This window comes from Sulfurospirillum cavolei, assembly GCF_001548055.1.
Taxonomy (GTDB): Bacteria; Campylobacterota; Campylobacteria; order Campylobacterales; family Sulfurospirillaceae; genus Sulfurospirillum.
This window is the reverse complement of sequence record NZ_AP014724.1, coordinates 2,429,903-2,445,318: the sequence shown is the minus strand read 5'-3', so window position 1 is coordinate 2,445,318 and position 15,416 is coordinate 2,429,903. Positions and strand designations below refer to the sequence as shown.

The following is a 15,416-nucleotide window of genomic DNA, read 5'->3' as shown; positions in this document are numbered from 1 at the left end:
GCCCCGTTGCGATATCCTTTCAAGAGCGATGATGGCAAAATACTCTCTTTCGATACTTCTATTGTTTATGAGTTTTCTTCACGCTCACATCCTAGATATTCCAACCCGAGACGGCGTTAGTGAACGTATAATGTTTCGTGAATCGCCTACTGCGAAGGCTGCGGTCATCTTATTTGCCGGAGGACACGGCGGGATACAACTCAAGCAAGACGGGACATTCGGTTGGGGAGAAGGTAATTTTCTTATGCGTACGCGAGAACTTTTTGTCGATGCGCATCTAACGGTCGTAATCGTCGATGCTCCGAGTGATCGCCAGCGTGAGCCTTATTTAAACGGGTTTCGTCAAAGCAAAGAACATGTACAAGACATCCAAAACGTCATCGATTGGGTGAAAACCAAAACAAACGTACCGATTTGGCTTGTGGGAACGAGCCGTGGGACGCAATCGGTTGCTTATGCGGCAACCCACGGTATTCAGGGTGTTGCGGGTTTCGTTTTGACGTCGACGATATTAAGCGATCCAAAAAGCGATGCGGTGCCTCAAATGCCGCTTGAAAAAATATCGATGCCGGTTTTAGTCGTGCATCATGCAAATGACGGATGCGTACATTGTTCGCCTTCGCTAATCGACACCTTAATGAAAAAATTGCCCTTAGCGGAGCTCATCATGATTCAAGGCGGAAAATCGCAAGGCGATCCGTGCATGGCGTATGCTTATCACGGGTTTAACGGCGTTGAATCGGAAACGCTTAGCAAGATTGCCGATTGGATTATCGCGCATTAAAGCATTAAAGATGGTTGCGTACTTTGAACGCTTCGGCTTCTTTAACCGCTTCGACGACCTTAGCCGAGAGAATCGGTAGTTCTTCGTACTTGACCCATAAAGTATCTTCGACGATGTCGTGAATCTCTCCGGCAATTTCTACCGCAATGCGCTTCAGACGCGCCAACTCTTTTTTAAGCTCTTTTTCGTCCATCGTTAACTCCTTACATGTCATGCAAGAAGAGTGCAAGGAGTATTCCTCAAAGCGCGTCGATGTATCGGTAAAAATACTCTTTGCGTTCTTGCGGTAAAAACGAGGCTTCAAACGAATTTTTCGCCAAAATTTTGAGCTCTTCGGGACTGACATGTAAGTTTTGAATCAGTGCTTCGTAGTTTTCGTTGACATAGCCGCCAAAATACGCCGGATCGTCTGAATTGACCGTCACTAAAAGCCCTTGATGCAGAAGTTTGAGAATGTTATGGTTCTTCATATCGTTGACCGCACGGAGTTTGACGTTGGAAAGCGGGCAAACGGTCAAGGGAATGCGATGCGCCCTAAGGTAAGCAACCAACGAGTCGTCTTCGTCGCAGCGAATCCCGTGATCGATACGGCTCACATGTAATAATCGAATCGCTTCCCAGATGTACGAACTATCTCCCTCTTCGCCGGCGTGCGCGACGACGACGTAACCCTCTTTGGCGCAGGCTTCAAAGAGACGCTTAAATTTGGAAGGCGGGTGTCCCACTTCGCTGGAATCGAGTCCTACGCCGATAATCTTCTCTTTGAACGGAAGGGATGCTTGAAGCGTTTCAAACGCCGATTCTTCGCTTAAATGGCGTAAAAAGCACATGATGAGATACGCGCTGATACCCAACTCCGCTTCGGCGCGCTCTAACGCACGGGTAATGCCTCTTATGACGGTTTCAAACGCGATACCGCGGGCGGTGTGTGTTTGCGGATCGAAAAAAATCTCTACATGTAAGACGTTTTGCTCTTGGCATTTAAGAAGGTACGCCCACGTCAGCTCAAAAAAATCAGACTCGCCGATAAGTACCGCCGCTCCCGCGTAATAGATGTCCAAAAACGACTGCAACGAGGTAAAACGGTAAGCTTTTTTCACCGCTTCAACACTGGGGTAAGGGATAACGACGTTGTTTTTTTGAGCCAACGTAAACAGGAGTTCGGGCTCTAAGGTGCCTTCGATGTGAAGGTGAAGTTCGGCTTTGGGGAGTTTGGCGATAAGATCGTTCATTATGGCTCTTTTTACGTAATTATAGCAATTTTGAAAGAACACGTTATAATAAAATTTTTCAAAAAGGACGTGAATGAAACCGCTTTCCAAAAAAGCGCAGGGCATCTTTTATGTAGCACTTTGTATTTTTTTATGGTCGATGATTCCGACGTTTGCCAAACTTTCTCAATCTAGACTCGATCATCATCAGTACCTTTTTTACTCCAGCGTCGTGTCGTTTTTATCGCTTTTGGCGGTGGCGACGTATCGCCGAAGAACGCATGAATTGCTCAAATATTCGGCTAAAACGTATCTTGCGCTATTGGGTCTTGGTTTTTTAGACTTCTTGTTTTATTTGTTGCTCTATTTCGGTTACGAAAGAGCCAACGGTTTGGAAGTCTTGGTCATGCAATACACGTGGCCGATTTTTATCGTACTTTTGTCGCTCTTTATTTTGAAAGAACGTCTCGGATTGGCTAAGATCGTTTCGTTGATTTTGGGGTTTGCGGGCGTGGCGATCGTCATTACCAAAGGCGATTTGGCGCAAGTCGATTTTGGAAATATCGGCGTCATTATCACCGTTCTCATCGGTGCTTTTTCGTTCGCGCTCTTTTCGGTGCTCAGTAAAAAAGTGAGCATCAATCTAACCAATGCCGTGAGCGTCTACTTTTTTACGGCGGTGGTGTATTCGTTTATTTCGATGGAGACGTTTTCTAGCTTTGCGTTTCCTACGGCTCAAGAGTGGCTCTTTATCGCCGTAAACGGTGTTTTTTTAAACGGCATTTCGTATCTCTTTTGGATTAAAGCCTTGCAAAACGCCGATGCATCGTTTGTCGCTCCTTTTATTTTTATCACGCCCGTTTTGTCGGCAAGTTTTCTCATCGCGGTATTTGACGAGCCGATTTTACCCGTTTATTTTATCGGATTGGCGTTGGTGATAAGCTCCGGTATCGTGAACAGTCTTAAAAAGCGTTTTTAATTAAGCCAATCGGTTGTATGATTTCAACGAAACTTATTTCTCAGGGCAGGGTGCGATTCCCTACTGGCGGTAATCTTACATGTAAGAGAGTCCGCGAGCGCCTTTACATGTAAGAATGTGAAGGGTCAAGCAGATTTGGTGCAACTCCAAAACCAACGGTTAAAGTCCGGATGAGAGAGAATAGAGTCCTTTATTGCCATTGTTGTATGACAAGGTCGTGTCTCTAAGTATTAAACATGCCCTGATTCTGGTAAGTTTACTCATTTTCTTAGGAGTAACCCATGAATCAACCTTGCGCGCGTTTTGTCGCGCCTACCTCCCTCTCGAACGCTTTGGAAGCGTTACGCAACCGTAGCGGCGTTATCGTTACCGACCGAAACGATCGTGAAGACGAAGCCGACGTTATCTTTCATGCCGAAACGCTAACGTTGGAACAAACGGCGTTGCTGATTCGCGAATGCAGCGGAATCGTCTGTTTGTGTTTGCCTCCCGAAAAAGTGGACGCGTTGGAACTGCCGATGATGGTCGCACACAACCAATCCAAATTTCACACCGGTTTTACCGTCTCCATCGAAGCCAAAGAAGACGTCAGCACGGGCGTGAGCGCTAAAGATCGTCTGAGAACGATTCAAGCAGCGATTCATCCAAACGGTAAAACCAAAATCGTCTCTCCGGGGCATGTTTTTCCGCTTCGCGCCAAAGAAGGCGGCGTGCTGGAACGGGACGGTCATACCGAAGCTTCGGTGGATTTGATGCGTTTAGCGGGGCTTTCGCCTTATGCGGTGTTGTGCGAGCTGACCAATCCGGACGGCACGATGACCAAAGGAGAAGACGTACGCGCTTTTGCGCGCAAAAGCGGTTTCCCGATAGTCTCTATCGAAGAGATTATCGACTATCGTCGCCAAAACGCGTGTTAATTTAAGAAGGCCGGAGTACGTTTAAAACATGCGTTTTAAACGTACTCAAAAGTTTACTTTGGTACTTGTCTTTGTGGTAAATCAGGTAAAACGGACGGCGAATCGAGACGTTTTTGAGCTGAACTTCAAAGAGTTCGCGACGTTGAAGCTCTTTTTCGACGACGACGCGCGAGACGCAGGTCATAATATCCGCAGAGTGCAACAGAAGGGTTTTCGCCTCTTCAAATTCGCTAAATTCCGTGAAGACGGGTAAAGAACGGGCAATCTCCCCCAACGCTTCCAAAAAAACTTCGCGCGTACCCGATCCTTTTTCCCGTAAAATCCACTTTTTTTCGAATAATTCGTCGATGTAGACGCACTGATTTGCCAATGCGCTATCGCCGGTTACGACGATGAGTTCGTCATAGCCGATCGTCTCTTTGACGATTTCGCGTTCATCGCATGCCGATTCGATAAATCCTACGTCGATGGTGCCGTTTTTAACCATCTGAATGATCGTCGCCGAATTATGAATCTCTTTATGAATGCGTACGTTTTCATGGTGCAGTAGAAAATCAAACACGATGCGGGGCGTCAAATAATCGCCGATAGTTTTGCTCGAAGCGATTTTTAAAATACCCAAAAGCGCATTGCCGCTAAACAAACTCTGAGCCTCTAAAAGCGTCGTGAAAGCAGGATAGGTTAGCTCTTTAAAGAGCCTTCCCGTTTCGCTTAAAACCAACTTCTTCCCGATGCGATCGAAGAGAGGTTCGCCGATGTCGTGCTCAAGCGATTTGATCGCTAAGGAGAGTGCCGATTGCGTGATGTTTAACTTTTGCGCCGTCTTGGAAAAATGGGGCTCTTCGCATAAACGGTAAAAAAAAGAGAGTTCTTTGAGCGTCATTTTCTTTCTTTCATCAAAATTAGCGTCAAACGCTTATTACGCGTTAGGAATGATGTGTTAACGCGAGGTCGTAGGGCTTACCGAATCGTTTTTACACGAAATTGATTTAAAATATTAATGATTATAGCAAATTTAATTTATTTTGTTTATGAATAAAAAGCTCCTATAATGGTTGAAATTTTTAGAAGGAAGCGGAATGTTTCGTAAAGAAAATCGGTCTCATACCCTAAGCGGTATCTTGTTTGTCGCGCTTTTTGCGACGAGTGCTACGTACTTGAGCGAGTTTGAGCTGTTTAAACATTTGGGCTTAAGCCCGTTAATCGTGGGCATTGTACTCGGAATGCTCTATGCCAACACTTTGCGTTCGAAATTGCCGCAGGAGTGGGTTGCGGGTATTTTATTTTCGACTAAAACGATTTTACGTACGGGGATCGTTTTTTACGGTTTTCGTTTGACGTTTCAAAATATCCTCGAAGTCGGTTTGGCGGGCGTCGTTACGAGCGTATTGGTCGTTTCGTTGACGTTTATCATCGGTTATCTGGTCGGGACGAAACTGCTAAAACTCGATAAGGAGACGACGATTTTGACCGCGGCGGGCAGTTCTATTTGCGGAGCGGCGGCGGTGCTGGCAACCGAGCCCGTCGTCAAAGCCGAAGCGTATAAAAGCACGATCGCCGTTTCCACGGTCGTCGTGTTTGGAACGATAGCGATGTTTTTGTACCCCTTTTTGTACCGTGCGGGATGTGTGCCTTTGAGTCCCTCCGAAATGGGTATTTACGTCGGAGGAACCTTGCATGAAGTCGCGCACGTCGTTGCCGCCGGAAATGCTATCGGCGATGAAACGTCGCAAAGTGCCGTGATCGTTAAGATGATACGCGTTATGTTGTTGGCGCCGTTTTTGATTCTTTTGGGACTTTGGTTAACACGTGCCTCCAAGTCGATTTACAAAACCAAAACTAAGATTACGATACCGTGGTTTGCGGTTTTGTTTATCGTCGTTGCGGGGTTTAATTCGCTGCATCTTCTGCCCTTACATGTCGTCGATACGATCAACGCCTTGGACACGTTTTTGTTGACCATGGCGATGAGTGCTTTGGGCATGGAAACCAATGCGAGCAAGTTTAAAAACGTGGGTATGAAGCCGGTCTATTTAGCGACGATTTTATTTGTATGGTTGATTTTCGGAGGCTTTGCCATCGTTAAATTTTCTTTGACGTTGTAGCGCGTTAGTCTCTACCTAAAAATTCGCTTGCCTCGGAAATGATCAGAAACGCTTCGGGATCGTATTTACGGATAATATCTTTTAAGAGTTGGATTTTCGAGGCTTCGACGGAAAGTAAAATCATCGTTTTAATCTGCTTTTCATGATGCAACCCCGTTCCCGTAAAGATCGTACCGTGTTCTTCGATGCGATCGCGAATCTGCTCGGTGAGGATTTCAACGTTGTTAGAGATGATTTTGACGACTTTTTTAGACGGGCGACCCGTAATGATCGTATCGATTACTTTGGTCGTGACGTAAACGCCGAACATACTGTAAAGGGCTCTTGAAATATCGCCGTAGGCAAAAATATAGACGATCATAATCGAAAGATCGATGCTCAAAAGCACTTCGGCAGCTTTGAACTTCGTCTTTTGCGCGACGATTTCTCCCACAACGGAGGTGCTTCCGGTCGAAGAACGTCCTTTGATAATCAAGCCTACGCCAAGACCGATAAAAATACCCCCAAATACCGCCGCAAGCAATAAATCGTCGCTCAGCGGTTTGAGGTGTAAGGCTTCGCGAAAAAGATCGGTAAAAAAAGAGGTTGCAAAAAGCGCGACCAAGGTTTTTAGAAAATAGAGTTTGCCGAAATAGACGTACCCTAAAACGATAAAAGGAATGCTCACGCATACGATCAGCGTTCCTAACGTGAGTTGCGTGATGAAAAAGTGCAAAATCAAAGCAATACCGATGCCCCCTCCGGTAATCACACCGTTAGGGGAGAGAAAGCATACGACGCCAAACGCCATCGATAATGCGCCTAAAAAGACGTACGCCGTTTGGAGAAGTTGCGTCGACAATAAGGCTTTTGTCATTTAAGATACCCGGTTAAATTGAGAAGCGGAAGCTTGGTCGAGCTTTCGAGTTTTTTCATCCACTTGTCCATCGGGTCGGGTTTTTCCCAAACGGGATGCGCGACGTTCGCCAAAGCTTCAACCCTCTTTTTCGCCTCTTGTGCTGAACCTATTTCGTCGATGAGGTGAACGTTTAAGGCTTTAGAGGCGATAAAAACCTGTGCGTTCGCAAATTCGTCGGGTTTCGCAAGGTTCAGCCCGCGCGCGGTTGCTACGTCTTTGACGAAAAGGTCGTATGCATCGCCGATCAGACCTTTGAGTGCTTCTTTCTCTTTAGGCGTCCACTCTCTGGTAAACGTTCCCATTTGTTTGTATTCGCCGGCGGTAATAATCTGCTCCGAAATACCTAGTTTTTTAGCCAATTCGGCGACGTTGGGTGCTTGGAAAAGTACGCCGATCGAGCCGATAAAGGCACCCGGATTGGCGATAATGGTGTTCGACCAAATCGAAGCGTAATAGCTGCCGCTGGTCATGCTTCCCGCCGCGTACGCGACGACGGGTTTTTTCTCCGCCAATCGCTTAACCGCTAACGAGAGTTCGATGGAAGGAGCAAGTGCGCCGCCGGGAGAGTCGACATGTAAGAGTACGCCTTTGATTTGGTCGTTTTCTTCGGCTTTTTCGATCGTATCCAAAATTTCGTCGATGTTTAAGATTTCGCCTTCGATTTTGACGATCGCAAGGTTCGGCTCTTTGATCTCCTCTTGCGAGACGACGATCCATGCGACGATTAAGAGTAAGACGACGGTTTTAAAGTGGGTTTGAACGTAGTTTAAAATCGCACCTAAGACGATAAAAGGTTTTTTGAGTAGGTTTAACATAAGGCTTCTCCGTGAATATAAATCGCTTCCATGCGACGGGTGTGTAAGAGCGTTTGTACGATCAGCGTTTCTCGGTCGCACGCTTGCGGAAGCGTTGCGACGATAAGGTCGGCATAGCGGTCTTTTTCAAGCGATCCGCACGGAAGTTTTAAGGCGTTTGCCGCGTTACATGTCACGCTTTGCAAGAGCAGTTTTGCCAAGGTCGTAAGATCGCGCTCGTAATGCATCATCAAAGCACTTCGCATCTCGTCCCAAAGGCTGAGCGAGGTGTTGGAACTGAGACCGTCTGTGCCTAAGGTAAGGTTTATTTTTGCGGCAAGCACTTTGGCGACGTCAAGTTTGCCTGCGCCCAAAAGACGATTGGAAACGGGGCAATGCGTGAGCGTTGCTTTTTGATCGGAAAGAGCGTGCAGCTCTTCGGTATCGGCATAAACCGCATGGGTAAAGAGCGTCGGAACGTTTTCAAACAGGGCAAGGTATTCTAAGGCATCGCACATCGGTTTTGCGTGGGGATTAAACGCGCTTAAAAAGGGTTGAAAATCCCCCTCGGCGTTATCGAGCCAAGCACGCTCGGCAAGGCTTTCCATAAAATGCGTCGAAACGACGCACCCCTCTTCGCGTGCTTTTTGCAAGGCTTTTTTCGCCAAAATCGGATGCGTCGAATAGGGCGAATGAACCGAAATAGCCGGAATAAAACGATTGCCCGCATGGGCTTTCGAATCTTCAAAGCGACTCGCAAAGTCTGCGTACATCGCATCGACCGCACTAGGAGCGGAGCCTAAAACTTCATTGAAATAAACGACGCGTTGGGGCGTTTGTACGCAAGCGTCCAGATCGGCTCCGAAACTGCTGATGGCACCTAAGGTCGTCGTTCCGCTTTGAAGCATTTCGCGAAGCGCGGCGGCGATGTGTTCGTGCGTTGCGAGTGCGCTGAGCTCTTCGCGGTGTTGAATGACGGATTGAAGCCACGGAATAAAGTCGCCGTAACGAAGCATCGTACGGTTGGCACTAAACTCTAAATGCACATGGGCGTTAATCAAACCCGGCAAAATAATGCTATGAGGCGGCGTTTGAATCAGCGTAGCGTCCGGATAACGCGCTTGAAGCGCATCGCTTTGTCCTATGTCGATAATCGTTTCGTCGAAAACGACGCCGCCTTTTTCGATGATCTCAAACGTCGCGTTACATGTTAGGACGAAATCGGCAATCAATAACTTCACGTTTTTCCTTTATGTTCTTCCAAAGAAGAGTATTCAACTTCCTACAAAATACCTTTTCGTAAGAAAAAGCACCGAAGGGTGCGCGGGCATTGCGTCTGGCAAAACCCAGTGTTAACGTAGCTTTTAGAGCTTAGCTCTAAAGGCGTGTTCTGCGTTCTTTTGCGTTGATTGAAACGCGAATAAAATCGCGTAATTGTATCCTAAACTAACCGCTGATATAATAAGAACAAATTTTTAATAAAGGTTATTCATGAAAATAGTCGTGATTCAAGGTCCTAATCTCAATATGCTCGGTTACCGCGAACCAAACGTTTACGGTGCGATGAAATTGGAAGAAATCCATACGCAAATGGAAACGGTTGCCAAACAAAACCATTTTGAGATCGAGTTTTTTCAATCCAACTTGGAAGGCGAAATCGTCGATAAAATCCAAGAGTGTTTAGGCGATGCCGACGGTATCATCATCAATCCGGCGGCGTATACGCACACCTCTATCGCGATTCGCGACGCGATCAGTGCAGTTTCGCTTCCCGCGATCGAAGTGCATATTAGCAATATCTACCGTAGAGAAGAGTTTCGTCAAAAAAGTATGACCGCAGCGGTTTGTACGGGACAAATCAGCGGTTTTGGACCTTTTGGCTATCACCTTGCCATGATCTCGATGATGCAAATGTTAGGCGAACTTGACGCGCTTCGCAAAGCGCAAGCCGCACAGCAACAAGCCAAAGCGTAAATGAATTATATCCTCAAAGACGAAAACGCGCAGTATTTTGAATGCGGCTTTTCGTGCGATAATGCGATTTTTCTGAAACTCGGCAGTGAAGCGTTTTTTATTACCGATGCGCGTTATACGACCGAAGCAAAGGAGACGATCCACAATGCCGAGGTTGTTTTAGGCGACAGACGCGATTTGTTGAAAACGGTTCGTCTGTTGGTACGAAAAAGCGGCATTTCACGTTTGGTTTACAATCCAAGCGAGTGGAGCGTGGACGCTTATGAGCGTCTTAGTGCTACATTGAATGTCCATTTTCAACGAAAAGTCAATTTCTCGCAAGAAAAACGTATCGTGAAAAGCGAAGCCGAGTTGACGCTTTTAAAACAAGCGGCACGGTACGGTAAAGAGGCGTTTGCGCGCTTTGGGGAGTTTTTAAAAGCGCATGAAGGAGTCGACGAAAGGCGTGCTTTTTTCGAAGCCGAAGCGATCTTTAAAAACGAAGGTGCATTGGGGTTGAGTTTCGATCCGATCGTTGCATTCGGCGAAAATGCCGCCAAACCGCATGCGCTTCCTACCGGTAAGCGTTTAGAATACGGCGAACTCGTGTTGCTCGATGCGGGTGTAAAATACCGACGCTACTGTTCTGATCGTACGCGTACGAGCTATTTTAACGAACGTTTCGGCTTTGAAAAAGAGCAACACTTTAATGATGCACGCCGACAAAAAGTGTACGATACCGTCTTGTTTGCCCAAGAAGCTGCGCTTAAGGCGGTGCGTGCGGGCATTCAAGCCAAAGAGATCGACAAAGCCGCGCGCGACGTCATCGACAAAGCGGGCTTTGGAGCGTATTTCGTGCATTCTACGGGGCACGGCGTGGGATTGGACATTCACGAACTGCCCGTAATCGGAGCACGTTCCTCCGCGATCATCGAAGAGAATATGGTCTTTACGATCGAGCCGGGGATTTATTTGCCCGGAGAGTTTGGCGTGCGTATCGAAGATACGATCGTCGTGCGAGCAAACGGTGCCGAGGTTCTGGGGTGAAATTAGAGAAAATCCGTTTTTTTCCGATGCGTTCGTCTTTGACCAAACGGTTCAAATACGAAGCACTGATCGGTATCGGAGGCAACGAGGGAGACGTTAAAAAACGTTTTCGCAACCTCTATCGATTTTTTCTAAATGATCCGCGCTTGCGTATCCAAGAGAGTTCGCCCGTTTTGCAAAATCCGCCTTTTGGCTATTACGAACAAAACGATTTTCACAATGCGGTAGTGGTCATAGAGACTTCTTTACATGTCAAAGCGTTGCTTACGATGCTTTTACATGTAGAGAAGCGATTTAAACGCGTGAGACGCTTTAAAAATGGACCAAGAACGCTTGATTTGGATATAATATTTTTCGATCGTCTTCGACGCAACGATTCACGGTTGACGCTCCCGCATCCTCGATGGAGCGAACGTTTATCGGTCGTCGTTCCGCTTTTTATGCTAAAACGTTTCAAAGGATAATGGGTGAAATTTCATACGTTTAGCGGTGAAACACCGGCAGAAGCACTCAAACTCGCTCAACGTGAGTGCGGCGAGAATGCTTTAGTCATCAGCACCAAACAACTGCGCAAAAAGACGATTAGCACGAGCGCACTTTACGAAGTGGTCGTCGCGGTGGATGAAGAACAGCTTCCCGTGCAAAAGCCGGAACCTAAGACCGAGTCAAAATACAAAAGCGGCGAGGACGTGTTATTGAGTCTCTCCGAAGCGGCGAAACAGATTTCCCAAATCGCCCAAGCAACGGGTGACACGGGAAGTTTCGGTAGTGCTTCCAAAGCCGTCGATAAAGCTCAAAATATCGAAAGCATCGGCGAAATTAAAAGTGAGATTACTAAACTTGCTGATAAAATCAAATTGATTCAAGAGATGTTTTGGGAAGAAAAAGCGCACCATCGCAATCATTTGGCGATTCCCTCCGAGTTTGCCGAAATTTATAAACTTGCCAAAACCAGCGGCATGGGCGAAGACCATCTTGAAAATATTATGAATTTGACGTTGGAACATATGCCCAGTCGTATGAAAAACAGCTCCGAGACGATTAAACGCTATTTTCAGGTTTTGCTTCGCAAATTGATTCCCGTGCGTATGGAAACCGAACTTCCCAAAGGGGGTAAGCGCATTATGATGTTCGTCGGACCTACGGGCGTGGGAAAGACGACAACGATCGCCAAGTTGGCAGCGCGCTATTCGTACATTCAAGAAAAACGTGCCAAAGTCGGCATCATAACGCTTGATACCTATCGAATCGGAGCGGTGGAACAGCTTTTTCAATACGCTAAAATGATGCGCTTGCCGATCGAAGACGTGGTAGAACCGAACGATTTTAACCAAGCACTCTCCTCCTTAAGCCATTGCGACGTCATTTTGATCGATACGGTCGGAAGTTCGCAGTACGATAAAGAAAAATTACTGAAGCTCAACACGTTTCTTCAAAAAAGCGATCTTCAAATAGACGTCAATTTAGTGCTTTCCGCGGGAAGCAAGCTCGAAGATCTCAAAGAGATTTATCATAACTTCTCCTTTTTAACGATCGACACGCTTATTTTTACCAAATTCGACGAAACCAAAGTTTTTGGAACGATTTTTTCTTTGATTTACGATATCGACAAGCCCGTGAGTTACTTTTCGATCGGGCAAGAGGTTCCGGACGATATCGTTCCCGCCTCCAGCGATTTTTTAGTCGAGTGTATTTTAGACGGTTTTGAGAAAAAAAGAGGTGAACATGCAAACGCAAGCAAATAAACTTCAAGAGCTCGTCGGTGCGGCATCAAGCGGCGAAGCGGCAAGCCGCACGAAATTTATCGCGATCACGAGCGGTAAAGGAGGCGTAGGTAAAAGTACTATCAGCGCCAATATGGCAAACATTTTAGCCAATAACGGGTATAAAGTCGGACTGTTCGACGCCGACATCGGTCTTGCGAATTTGGACGTTATTTTAAACGTGCGTATCGATAGAAATATCTTACATGTACTCAAAGGCGAATGCTCTTTAAACGACGTCATCGTTCCGATTAAAAAGAATCTTATCTTGATTCCCGGAGAAAGCGGTGACGAGATTTTGAAGTATTCCGAACAGTTTTTATTTGAACGTTTTTTGGAAGAAACGAAAGTGCTTGATGATTTGGATTTTATGATTATCGACACGGGAGCGGGTATCGGAGAGCATATTCAGCTTTTTCTTGAAGCCGCCGACGAAGTCATCGTCGTAACCGTCCCCGATCCCGCCGCAATTACCGACGCGTATGCGACGATTAAAATTACGAGTAAAACCCAATCGTATATTCACTTGATTTTAAATATGGTCAAGAGCGAAAAAGAGGCGCAACTCGTTTTTGACAAGATTAATAAAGTCGCCCAAGCCAATATCGGCAACGGATTAAAACTAAATCTGATCGGAAAACTCCCCGAAGATAAAATCGTCTCAAAGAGCATTAAACAACGCACGCTTTTTACCAACGACGCGCCCAATTCGTTGGCGTCTTTGGACATGAAGCGTATCGTCAATAATCTGGTGTATAAATTGGAACGAAAAGTGCTTCAAAGTGATACGAATAAGAGCTTCGGAAGCTTCTTTAAGCGTATTATAGAGCAATTTTAGATACATTTCACAAAGGTTGGGCATGGTCAAATCAGACAATTTTATCTATTTTTTTACCGTGTGCGGGTTTTTTATCGGTTTGGCGTTTTCAATTTTAAATTTTAGCGAACCCGAGGAGATGCTCTTTTACACCTTGGAGATTACGCTGACGTTTTATTTGATTATTCATGTTGCCATTATGAATTTCTTTGATTTTGATCGATTGAGCACCTATATTTTTAATAAAAAAGATCATGAAGAGATCGGGGATTATTTTATCCATGAGCTTGAGGACAGGGAAAAAATTATGGATAATTTATTAAGCGGTATCGATTTGATGAACCAACAGTATGAAAAGCTCGTGAAAGGCTCAACGGAGAGTCATGAATCCTACGTTAAAAAAGCAGCCTAACCCGTACAGTCAAAATTTAAAAAAAGAGCAAGACGAGCTTGTTTTGCAGTACCTTCCCGCGGTCAGAGCGATGGCGTATCGCTTAAGGGAACGCCTGCCTTCTTCAGTGGACGTGAACGATTTGATTTCGATCGGCACCGAAGAGATGATTAAACTTTCGCGTCGTTACGATAAAGAGCAAAACGACTCCTTTTGGGGCTACGGAAAAAAACGCGTCTACGGAGCGATGCTCGATTTTTTACGCTCTTTGGATACGATGAGCCGTTCTAACCGACGTTTGATTAAACTGGTCGATCAAGAAATTACCGCTTATTTAGGCGAGCACGGCGAAGAACCCGACGATGCTTATTTGGCAAAGATTTTAAACGAAGACATCGAAAAAATCGCCGAAGCGCGCAACAGCGCGATGATTGTTTCGGTCATGTCGCTGAATGAACAAATCACGGTACTTTCCGGTGAAGATACGGCGCAAAAAGTTGAAAAAGACCAGCTTTTAGAGATGGTTCACGCTATCTTAGCAACGTTTGGCGAACGAGAACAGATGATTATTCAACTGTACTATTTTGAAGAACTCAATTTAAAAGAGATTAGCGAAATATTGGAGATCAGCGAGTCGAGAATTTCTCAGATTCATAAGAAGCTTTTAGCGAAGATTAAAGAACGGTTGGGACTATACCATGGCTGATATTTTAAGTCAAGAAGAGATCGACGCCCTTTTAGAAGTTGTCGAAGAAGACGGCGATTCGCTGATTAGCGAAGGCGATACCGGCGAGACGAAGCAAGTCATTCTTTACGACTTTAAACGTCCAAACCGCGTTTCAAAAGAACAATTGCGCGCGGTAAAGGGTATTCACGACAAAATGGCACGAAATTTGGCATCGCAGATTTCGTCCATTATGCGAAGTATCGTCGAAATCCAACTCCACTCGGTAGATCAGATGACGTACGGTGAATTCTTGATGTCGCTCCCGAGTCCGACGAGTTTTAACGTTTTTTCGATTAAACCGCTTGACGGTAACTGTATTATCGAGATTAATCCCTCCATTGCGTTTCCGATGATCGATCGATTGCTCGGAGGCATGGGCGAAGCGTATGAAGCGACCAGAGAGCTTACCGATATCGAACTCAATCTTTTGGACGCGATTTTGCGCATTATCATGCAACGTTTGAAAGAGGGTTGGGCTCCGATTACCGATATGTACCCGACCGTCGAGACCAAAGAGTCCAGTCCCAACGTCGTACAGATCGTTTCGCAAAACGAAATCGTCATTATGGTCGTTATGGAAATTATCATCGGTAACTCCAGCGGTATGATCAACCTTTGTTATCCCGTTATTTACCTTGAACCGATTTTATCGCGTTTGGCAAACCGCGATATTATGCTTGGCGAAACGAGTGCCAAAAAGAGCCGCAACAAAGAGCTCAATACCTTGATTTCGCGTGCGGAAGTCTTTAACGAGGCGATTATCGGCAGAGCGGAATTAAGCGTTGGAGAACTTTTGGATCTTAAAAAAGGCGATATTATCCGTCTCGATCGCGCCGCAGACGATAAGGCGATCGTTATGATCGATAAAAAAGAGCTTTTCTTAGCCGAAATCGGTTTGCACCGTTTCCGCAAATCGATTAAAATCGAAGAGTTGGTTCGTACCGACAAAGATGAAATTAAAAGCGCGCTTGAAGAGTTGGAACAGATCCGCAAATCAAAAATATCGTCGTTTGAAACGCAAATATAGGCA

The 15,416-nt window shown here is 45.8% G+C and carries 18 protein-coding genes and 1 riboswitch; of the genes, 12 read left to right on the top strand and 6 right to left on the bottom strand.

Annotated elements, in window-relative coordinates; all coding sequences use genetic code 11:
* The first annotated feature begins 31 nt into the window (after positions 1 to 31).
* On the top strand, positions 32 to 784 hold the full coding sequence (locus UCH003_RS12265) for an alpha/beta hydrolase (protein ID WP_060826726.1): 753 nt from the start codon (positions 32 to 34) through the stop codon (positions 782 to 784).
* Positions 785 to 788: 4 nt separating this feature from the next.
* Here the strand turns inward: UCH003_RS12265 and UCH003_RS12260 are convergent, their stop codons facing one another.
* Positions 789 to 977 carry a CCE_0567 family metalloprotein gene (locus UCH003_RS12260; protein WP_060826725.1) on the bottom strand — a complete coding sequence of 63 codons (189 nt, stop codon included), beginning with the start codon at positions 975 to 977 and terminating at the stop codon, positions 789 to 791.
* A 46-nt stretch (positions 978 to 1,023) separates the two neighbouring features.
* Positions 1,024 to 2,016: an adenosine deaminase gene (locus UCH003_RS12255; protein ID WP_060826724.1), complete on the bottom strand. Its 993-nt coding sequence runs from the start codon at positions 2,014 to 2,016 to the stop codon at positions 1,024 to 1,026.
* Positions 2,017 to 2,089: 73 nt separating this feature from the next.
* Between UCH003_RS12255 and UCH003_RS12250 the strand changes: the two genes are divergently transcribed.
* Positions 2,090 to 2,974 carry a DMT family transporter gene (locus UCH003_RS12250; RefSeq protein ID WP_060826723.1) on the top strand — a complete coding sequence of 295 codons (885 nt, stop codon included), beginning with the start codon at positions 2,090 to 2,092 and terminating at the stop codon, positions 2,972 to 2,974.
* Between the two features lie 32 nt (positions 2,975 to 3,006).
* Positions 3,007 to 3,160: riboswitch (FMN riboswitch) on the top strand.
* Between the two features lie 95 nt (positions 3,161 to 3,255).
* The gene (gene ribB, locus UCH003_RS12245) at positions 3,256 to 3,891 is read left to right on the top strand and encodes a 3,4-dihydroxy-2-butanone-4-phosphate synthase (RefSeq protein ID WP_060826722.1); all 636 of its coding nucleotides are present in this window, start codon (positions 3,256 to 3,258) and stop codon (positions 3,889 to 3,891) included.
* A 1-nt stretch (position 3,892) separates the two neighbouring features.
* Here ribB and UCH003_RS12240 read toward each other — a convergent pair whose 3' ends face one another.
* Complete coding sequence (locus UCH003_RS12240; RefSeq protein ID WP_060826721.1) at positions 3,893 to 4,774, bottom strand: LysR family transcriptional regulator; 882 nt, start codon at positions 4,772 to 4,774, stop codon at positions 3,893 to 3,895.
* Positions 4,775 to 4,970: 196 nt separating this feature from the next.
* Between UCH003_RS12240 and UCH003_RS12235 the strand changes: the two genes are divergently transcribed.
* Entirely contained in the window at positions 4,971 to 5,996 is a 1,026-nt protein-coding gene (locus UCH003_RS12235; RefSeq protein WP_060826720.1) for a YeiH family protein, read from the top strand.
* 4 nt (positions 5,997 to 6,000) lie between these two features.
* On the opposite strand, the gene UCH003_RS12230 is transcribed toward UCH003_RS12235, so the two are convergent.
* Genes UCH003_RS12230 through mqnF form a run of 3 tightly spaced genes read right to left on the bottom strand, consistent with a single transcriptional unit; the run spans position 6,001 to position 8,929 of the window.
* Complete coding sequence (locus tag UCH003_RS12230) at positions 6,001 to 6,852, bottom strand: YitT family protein (protein ID WP_060826719.1); 852 nt, start codon at positions 6,850 to 6,852, stop codon at positions 6,001 to 6,003.
* Positions 6,849 to 7,709, bottom strand: a complete 861-nt coding sequence (gene sppA / locus UCH003_RS12225) for a signal peptide peptidase SppA (protein ID WP_039672047.1) — start codon at positions 7,707 to 7,709, stop codon at positions 6,849 to 6,851. The genes UCH003_RS12230 and sppA overlap by 4 nt, the downstream gene beginning before the upstream one ends.
* On the bottom strand, positions 7,703 to 8,929 hold the full coding sequence (mqnF, locus tag UCH003_RS12220; RefSeq protein ID WP_060826718.1) for an aminofutalosine deaminase family hydrolase: 1,227 nt from the start codon (positions 8,927 to 8,929) through the stop codon (positions 7,703 to 7,705). The genes sppA and mqnF overlap by 7 nt, the downstream gene beginning before the upstream one ends.
* Positions 8,930 to 9,179: 250 nt before the next feature.
* On the opposite strand from mqnF, the gene aroQ reads away from it, so the two are divergent.
* Genes aroQ through fliM form a run of 8 tightly spaced genes read left to right on the top strand, consistent with a single transcriptional unit; the run spans position 9,180 to position 15,413 of the window.
* Positions 9,180 to 9,662: a type II 3-dehydroquinate dehydratase gene (gene aroQ, locus UCH003_RS12215; RefSeq protein ID WP_060826717.1), complete on the top strand. Its 483-nt coding sequence runs from the start codon at positions 9,180 to 9,182 to the stop codon at positions 9,660 to 9,662.
* A complete protein-coding gene (locus UCH003_RS12210; RefSeq protein WP_060826716.1) occupies positions 9,663 to 10,688 on the top strand; it encodes an aminopeptidase P family protein in 1,026 nt (341 codons plus the stop codon).
* The gene (gene folK, locus UCH003_RS12205; protein ID WP_144441015.1) at positions 10,685 to 11,152 is read left to right on the top strand and encodes a 2-amino-4-hydroxy-6-hydroxymethyldihydropteridine diphosphokinase; all 468 of its coding nucleotides are present in this window, start codon (positions 10,685 to 10,687) and stop codon (positions 11,150 to 11,152) included. Before UCH003_RS12210 ends, folK begins: the two co-directional genes overlap by 4 nt.
* 3 nt (positions 11,153 to 11,155) lie before the next feature.
* A complete protein-coding gene (gene flhF / locus UCH003_RS12200; protein WP_060826715.1) occupies positions 11,156 to 12,433 on the top strand; it encodes a flagellar biosynthesis protein FlhF in 1,278 nt (425 codons plus the stop codon).
* A complete protein-coding gene (locus UCH003_RS12195; RefSeq protein ID WP_041963572.1) occupies positions 12,414 to 13,289 on the top strand; it encodes a MinD/ParA family protein in 876 nt (291 codons plus the stop codon). Before flhF ends, UCH003_RS12195 begins: the two co-directional genes overlap by 20 nt.
* Positions 13,290 to 13,311: 22 nt before the next feature.
* The gene (locus UCH003_RS12190) at positions 13,312 to 13,680 is read left to right on the top strand and encodes a hypothetical protein (RefSeq protein ID WP_039672054.1); all 369 of its coding nucleotides are present in this window, start codon (positions 13,312 to 13,314) and stop codon (positions 13,678 to 13,680) included.
* Positions 13,652 to 14,365 carry an RNA polymerase sigma factor FliA gene (locus tag UCH003_RS12185; protein ID WP_060826714.1) on the top strand — a complete coding sequence of 238 codons (714 nt, stop codon included), beginning with the start codon at positions 13,652 to 13,654 and terminating at the stop codon, positions 14,363 to 14,365. The genes UCH003_RS12190 and UCH003_RS12185 overlap by 29 nt, the downstream gene beginning before the upstream one ends.
* On the top strand, positions 14,358 to 15,413 hold the full coding sequence (gene fliM / locus UCH003_RS12180; RefSeq protein ID WP_039672056.1) for a flagellar motor switch protein FliM: 1,056 nt from the start codon (positions 14,358 to 14,360) through the stop codon (positions 15,411 to 15,413). Before UCH003_RS12185 ends, fliM begins: the two co-directional genes overlap by 8 nt.
* Positions 15,414 to 15,416: the final 3 nt, after the last annotated feature.

What these genes read in the sequence shown, in the direction of transcription:
- fliM (WP_039672056.1), top strand. Translation starts at nt 14,358, where the DNA reads ATGGCTGATATTTTAAGTCAAGAAGAGATCGACGCCCTTTTAGAAGTT.
- UCH003_RS12240 (WP_060826721.1), bottom strand. Translation starts at nt 4,774, where the DNA reads ATGACGCTCAAAGAACTCTCTTTTTTTTACCGTTTATGCGAAGAGCCC.
- UCH003_RS12190 (WP_039672054.1), top strand. Translation starts at nt 13,312, where the DNA reads ATGGTCAAATCAGACAATTTTATCTATTTTTTTACCGTGTGCGGGTTT.
- UCH003_RS12230 (WP_060826719.1), bottom strand. Translation starts at nt 6,852, where the DNA reads ATGACAAAAGCCTTATTGTCGACGCAACTTCTCCAAACGGCGTACGTC.
- aroQ (WP_060826717.1), top strand. Translation starts at nt 9,180, where the DNA reads ATGAAAATAGTCGTGATTCAAGGTCCTAATCTCAATATGCTCGGTTAC.
- UCH003_RS12195 (WP_041963572.1), top strand. Translation starts at nt 12,414, where the DNA reads ATGCAAACGCAAGCAAATAAACTTCAAGAGCTCGTCGGTGCGGCATCA.
- sppA (WP_039672047.1), bottom strand. Translation starts at nt 7,709, where the DNA reads ATGTTAAACCTACTCAAAAAACCTTTTATCGTCTTAGGTGCGATTTTA.
- UCH003_RS12185 (WP_060826714.1), top strand. Translation starts at nt 13,652, where the DNA reads ATGAATCCTACGTTAAAAAAGCAGCCTAACCCGTACAGTCAAAATTTA.
- UCH003_RS12265 (WP_060826726.1), top strand. Translation starts at nt 32, where the DNA reads ATGGCAAAATACTCTCTTTCGATACTTCTATTGTTTATGAGTTTTCTT.
- UCH003_RS12260 (WP_060826725.1), bottom strand. Translation starts at nt 977, where the DNA reads ATGGACGAAAAAGAGCTTAAAAAAGAGTTGGCGCGTCTGAAGCGCATT.
- UCH003_RS12250 (WP_060826723.1), top strand. Translation starts at nt 2,090, where the DNA reads ATGAAACCGCTTTCCAAAAAAGCGCAGGGCATCTTTTATGTAGCACTT.
- UCH003_RS12235 (WP_060826720.1), top strand. Translation starts at nt 4,971, where the DNA reads ATGTTTCGTAAAGAAAATCGGTCTCATACCCTAAGCGGTATCTTGTTT.
- UCH003_RS12255 (WP_060826724.1), bottom strand. Translation starts at nt 2,016, where the DNA reads ATGAACGATCTTATCGCCAAACTCCCCAAAGCCGAACTTCACCTTCAC.
- ribB (WP_060826722.1), top strand. Translation starts at nt 3,256, where the DNA reads ATGAATCAACCTTGCGCGCGTTTTGTCGCGCCTACCTCCCTCTCGAAC.
- UCH003_RS12210 (WP_060826716.1), top strand. Translation starts at nt 9,663, where the DNA reads ATGAATTATATCCTCAAAGACGAAAACGCGCAGTATTTTGAATGCGGC.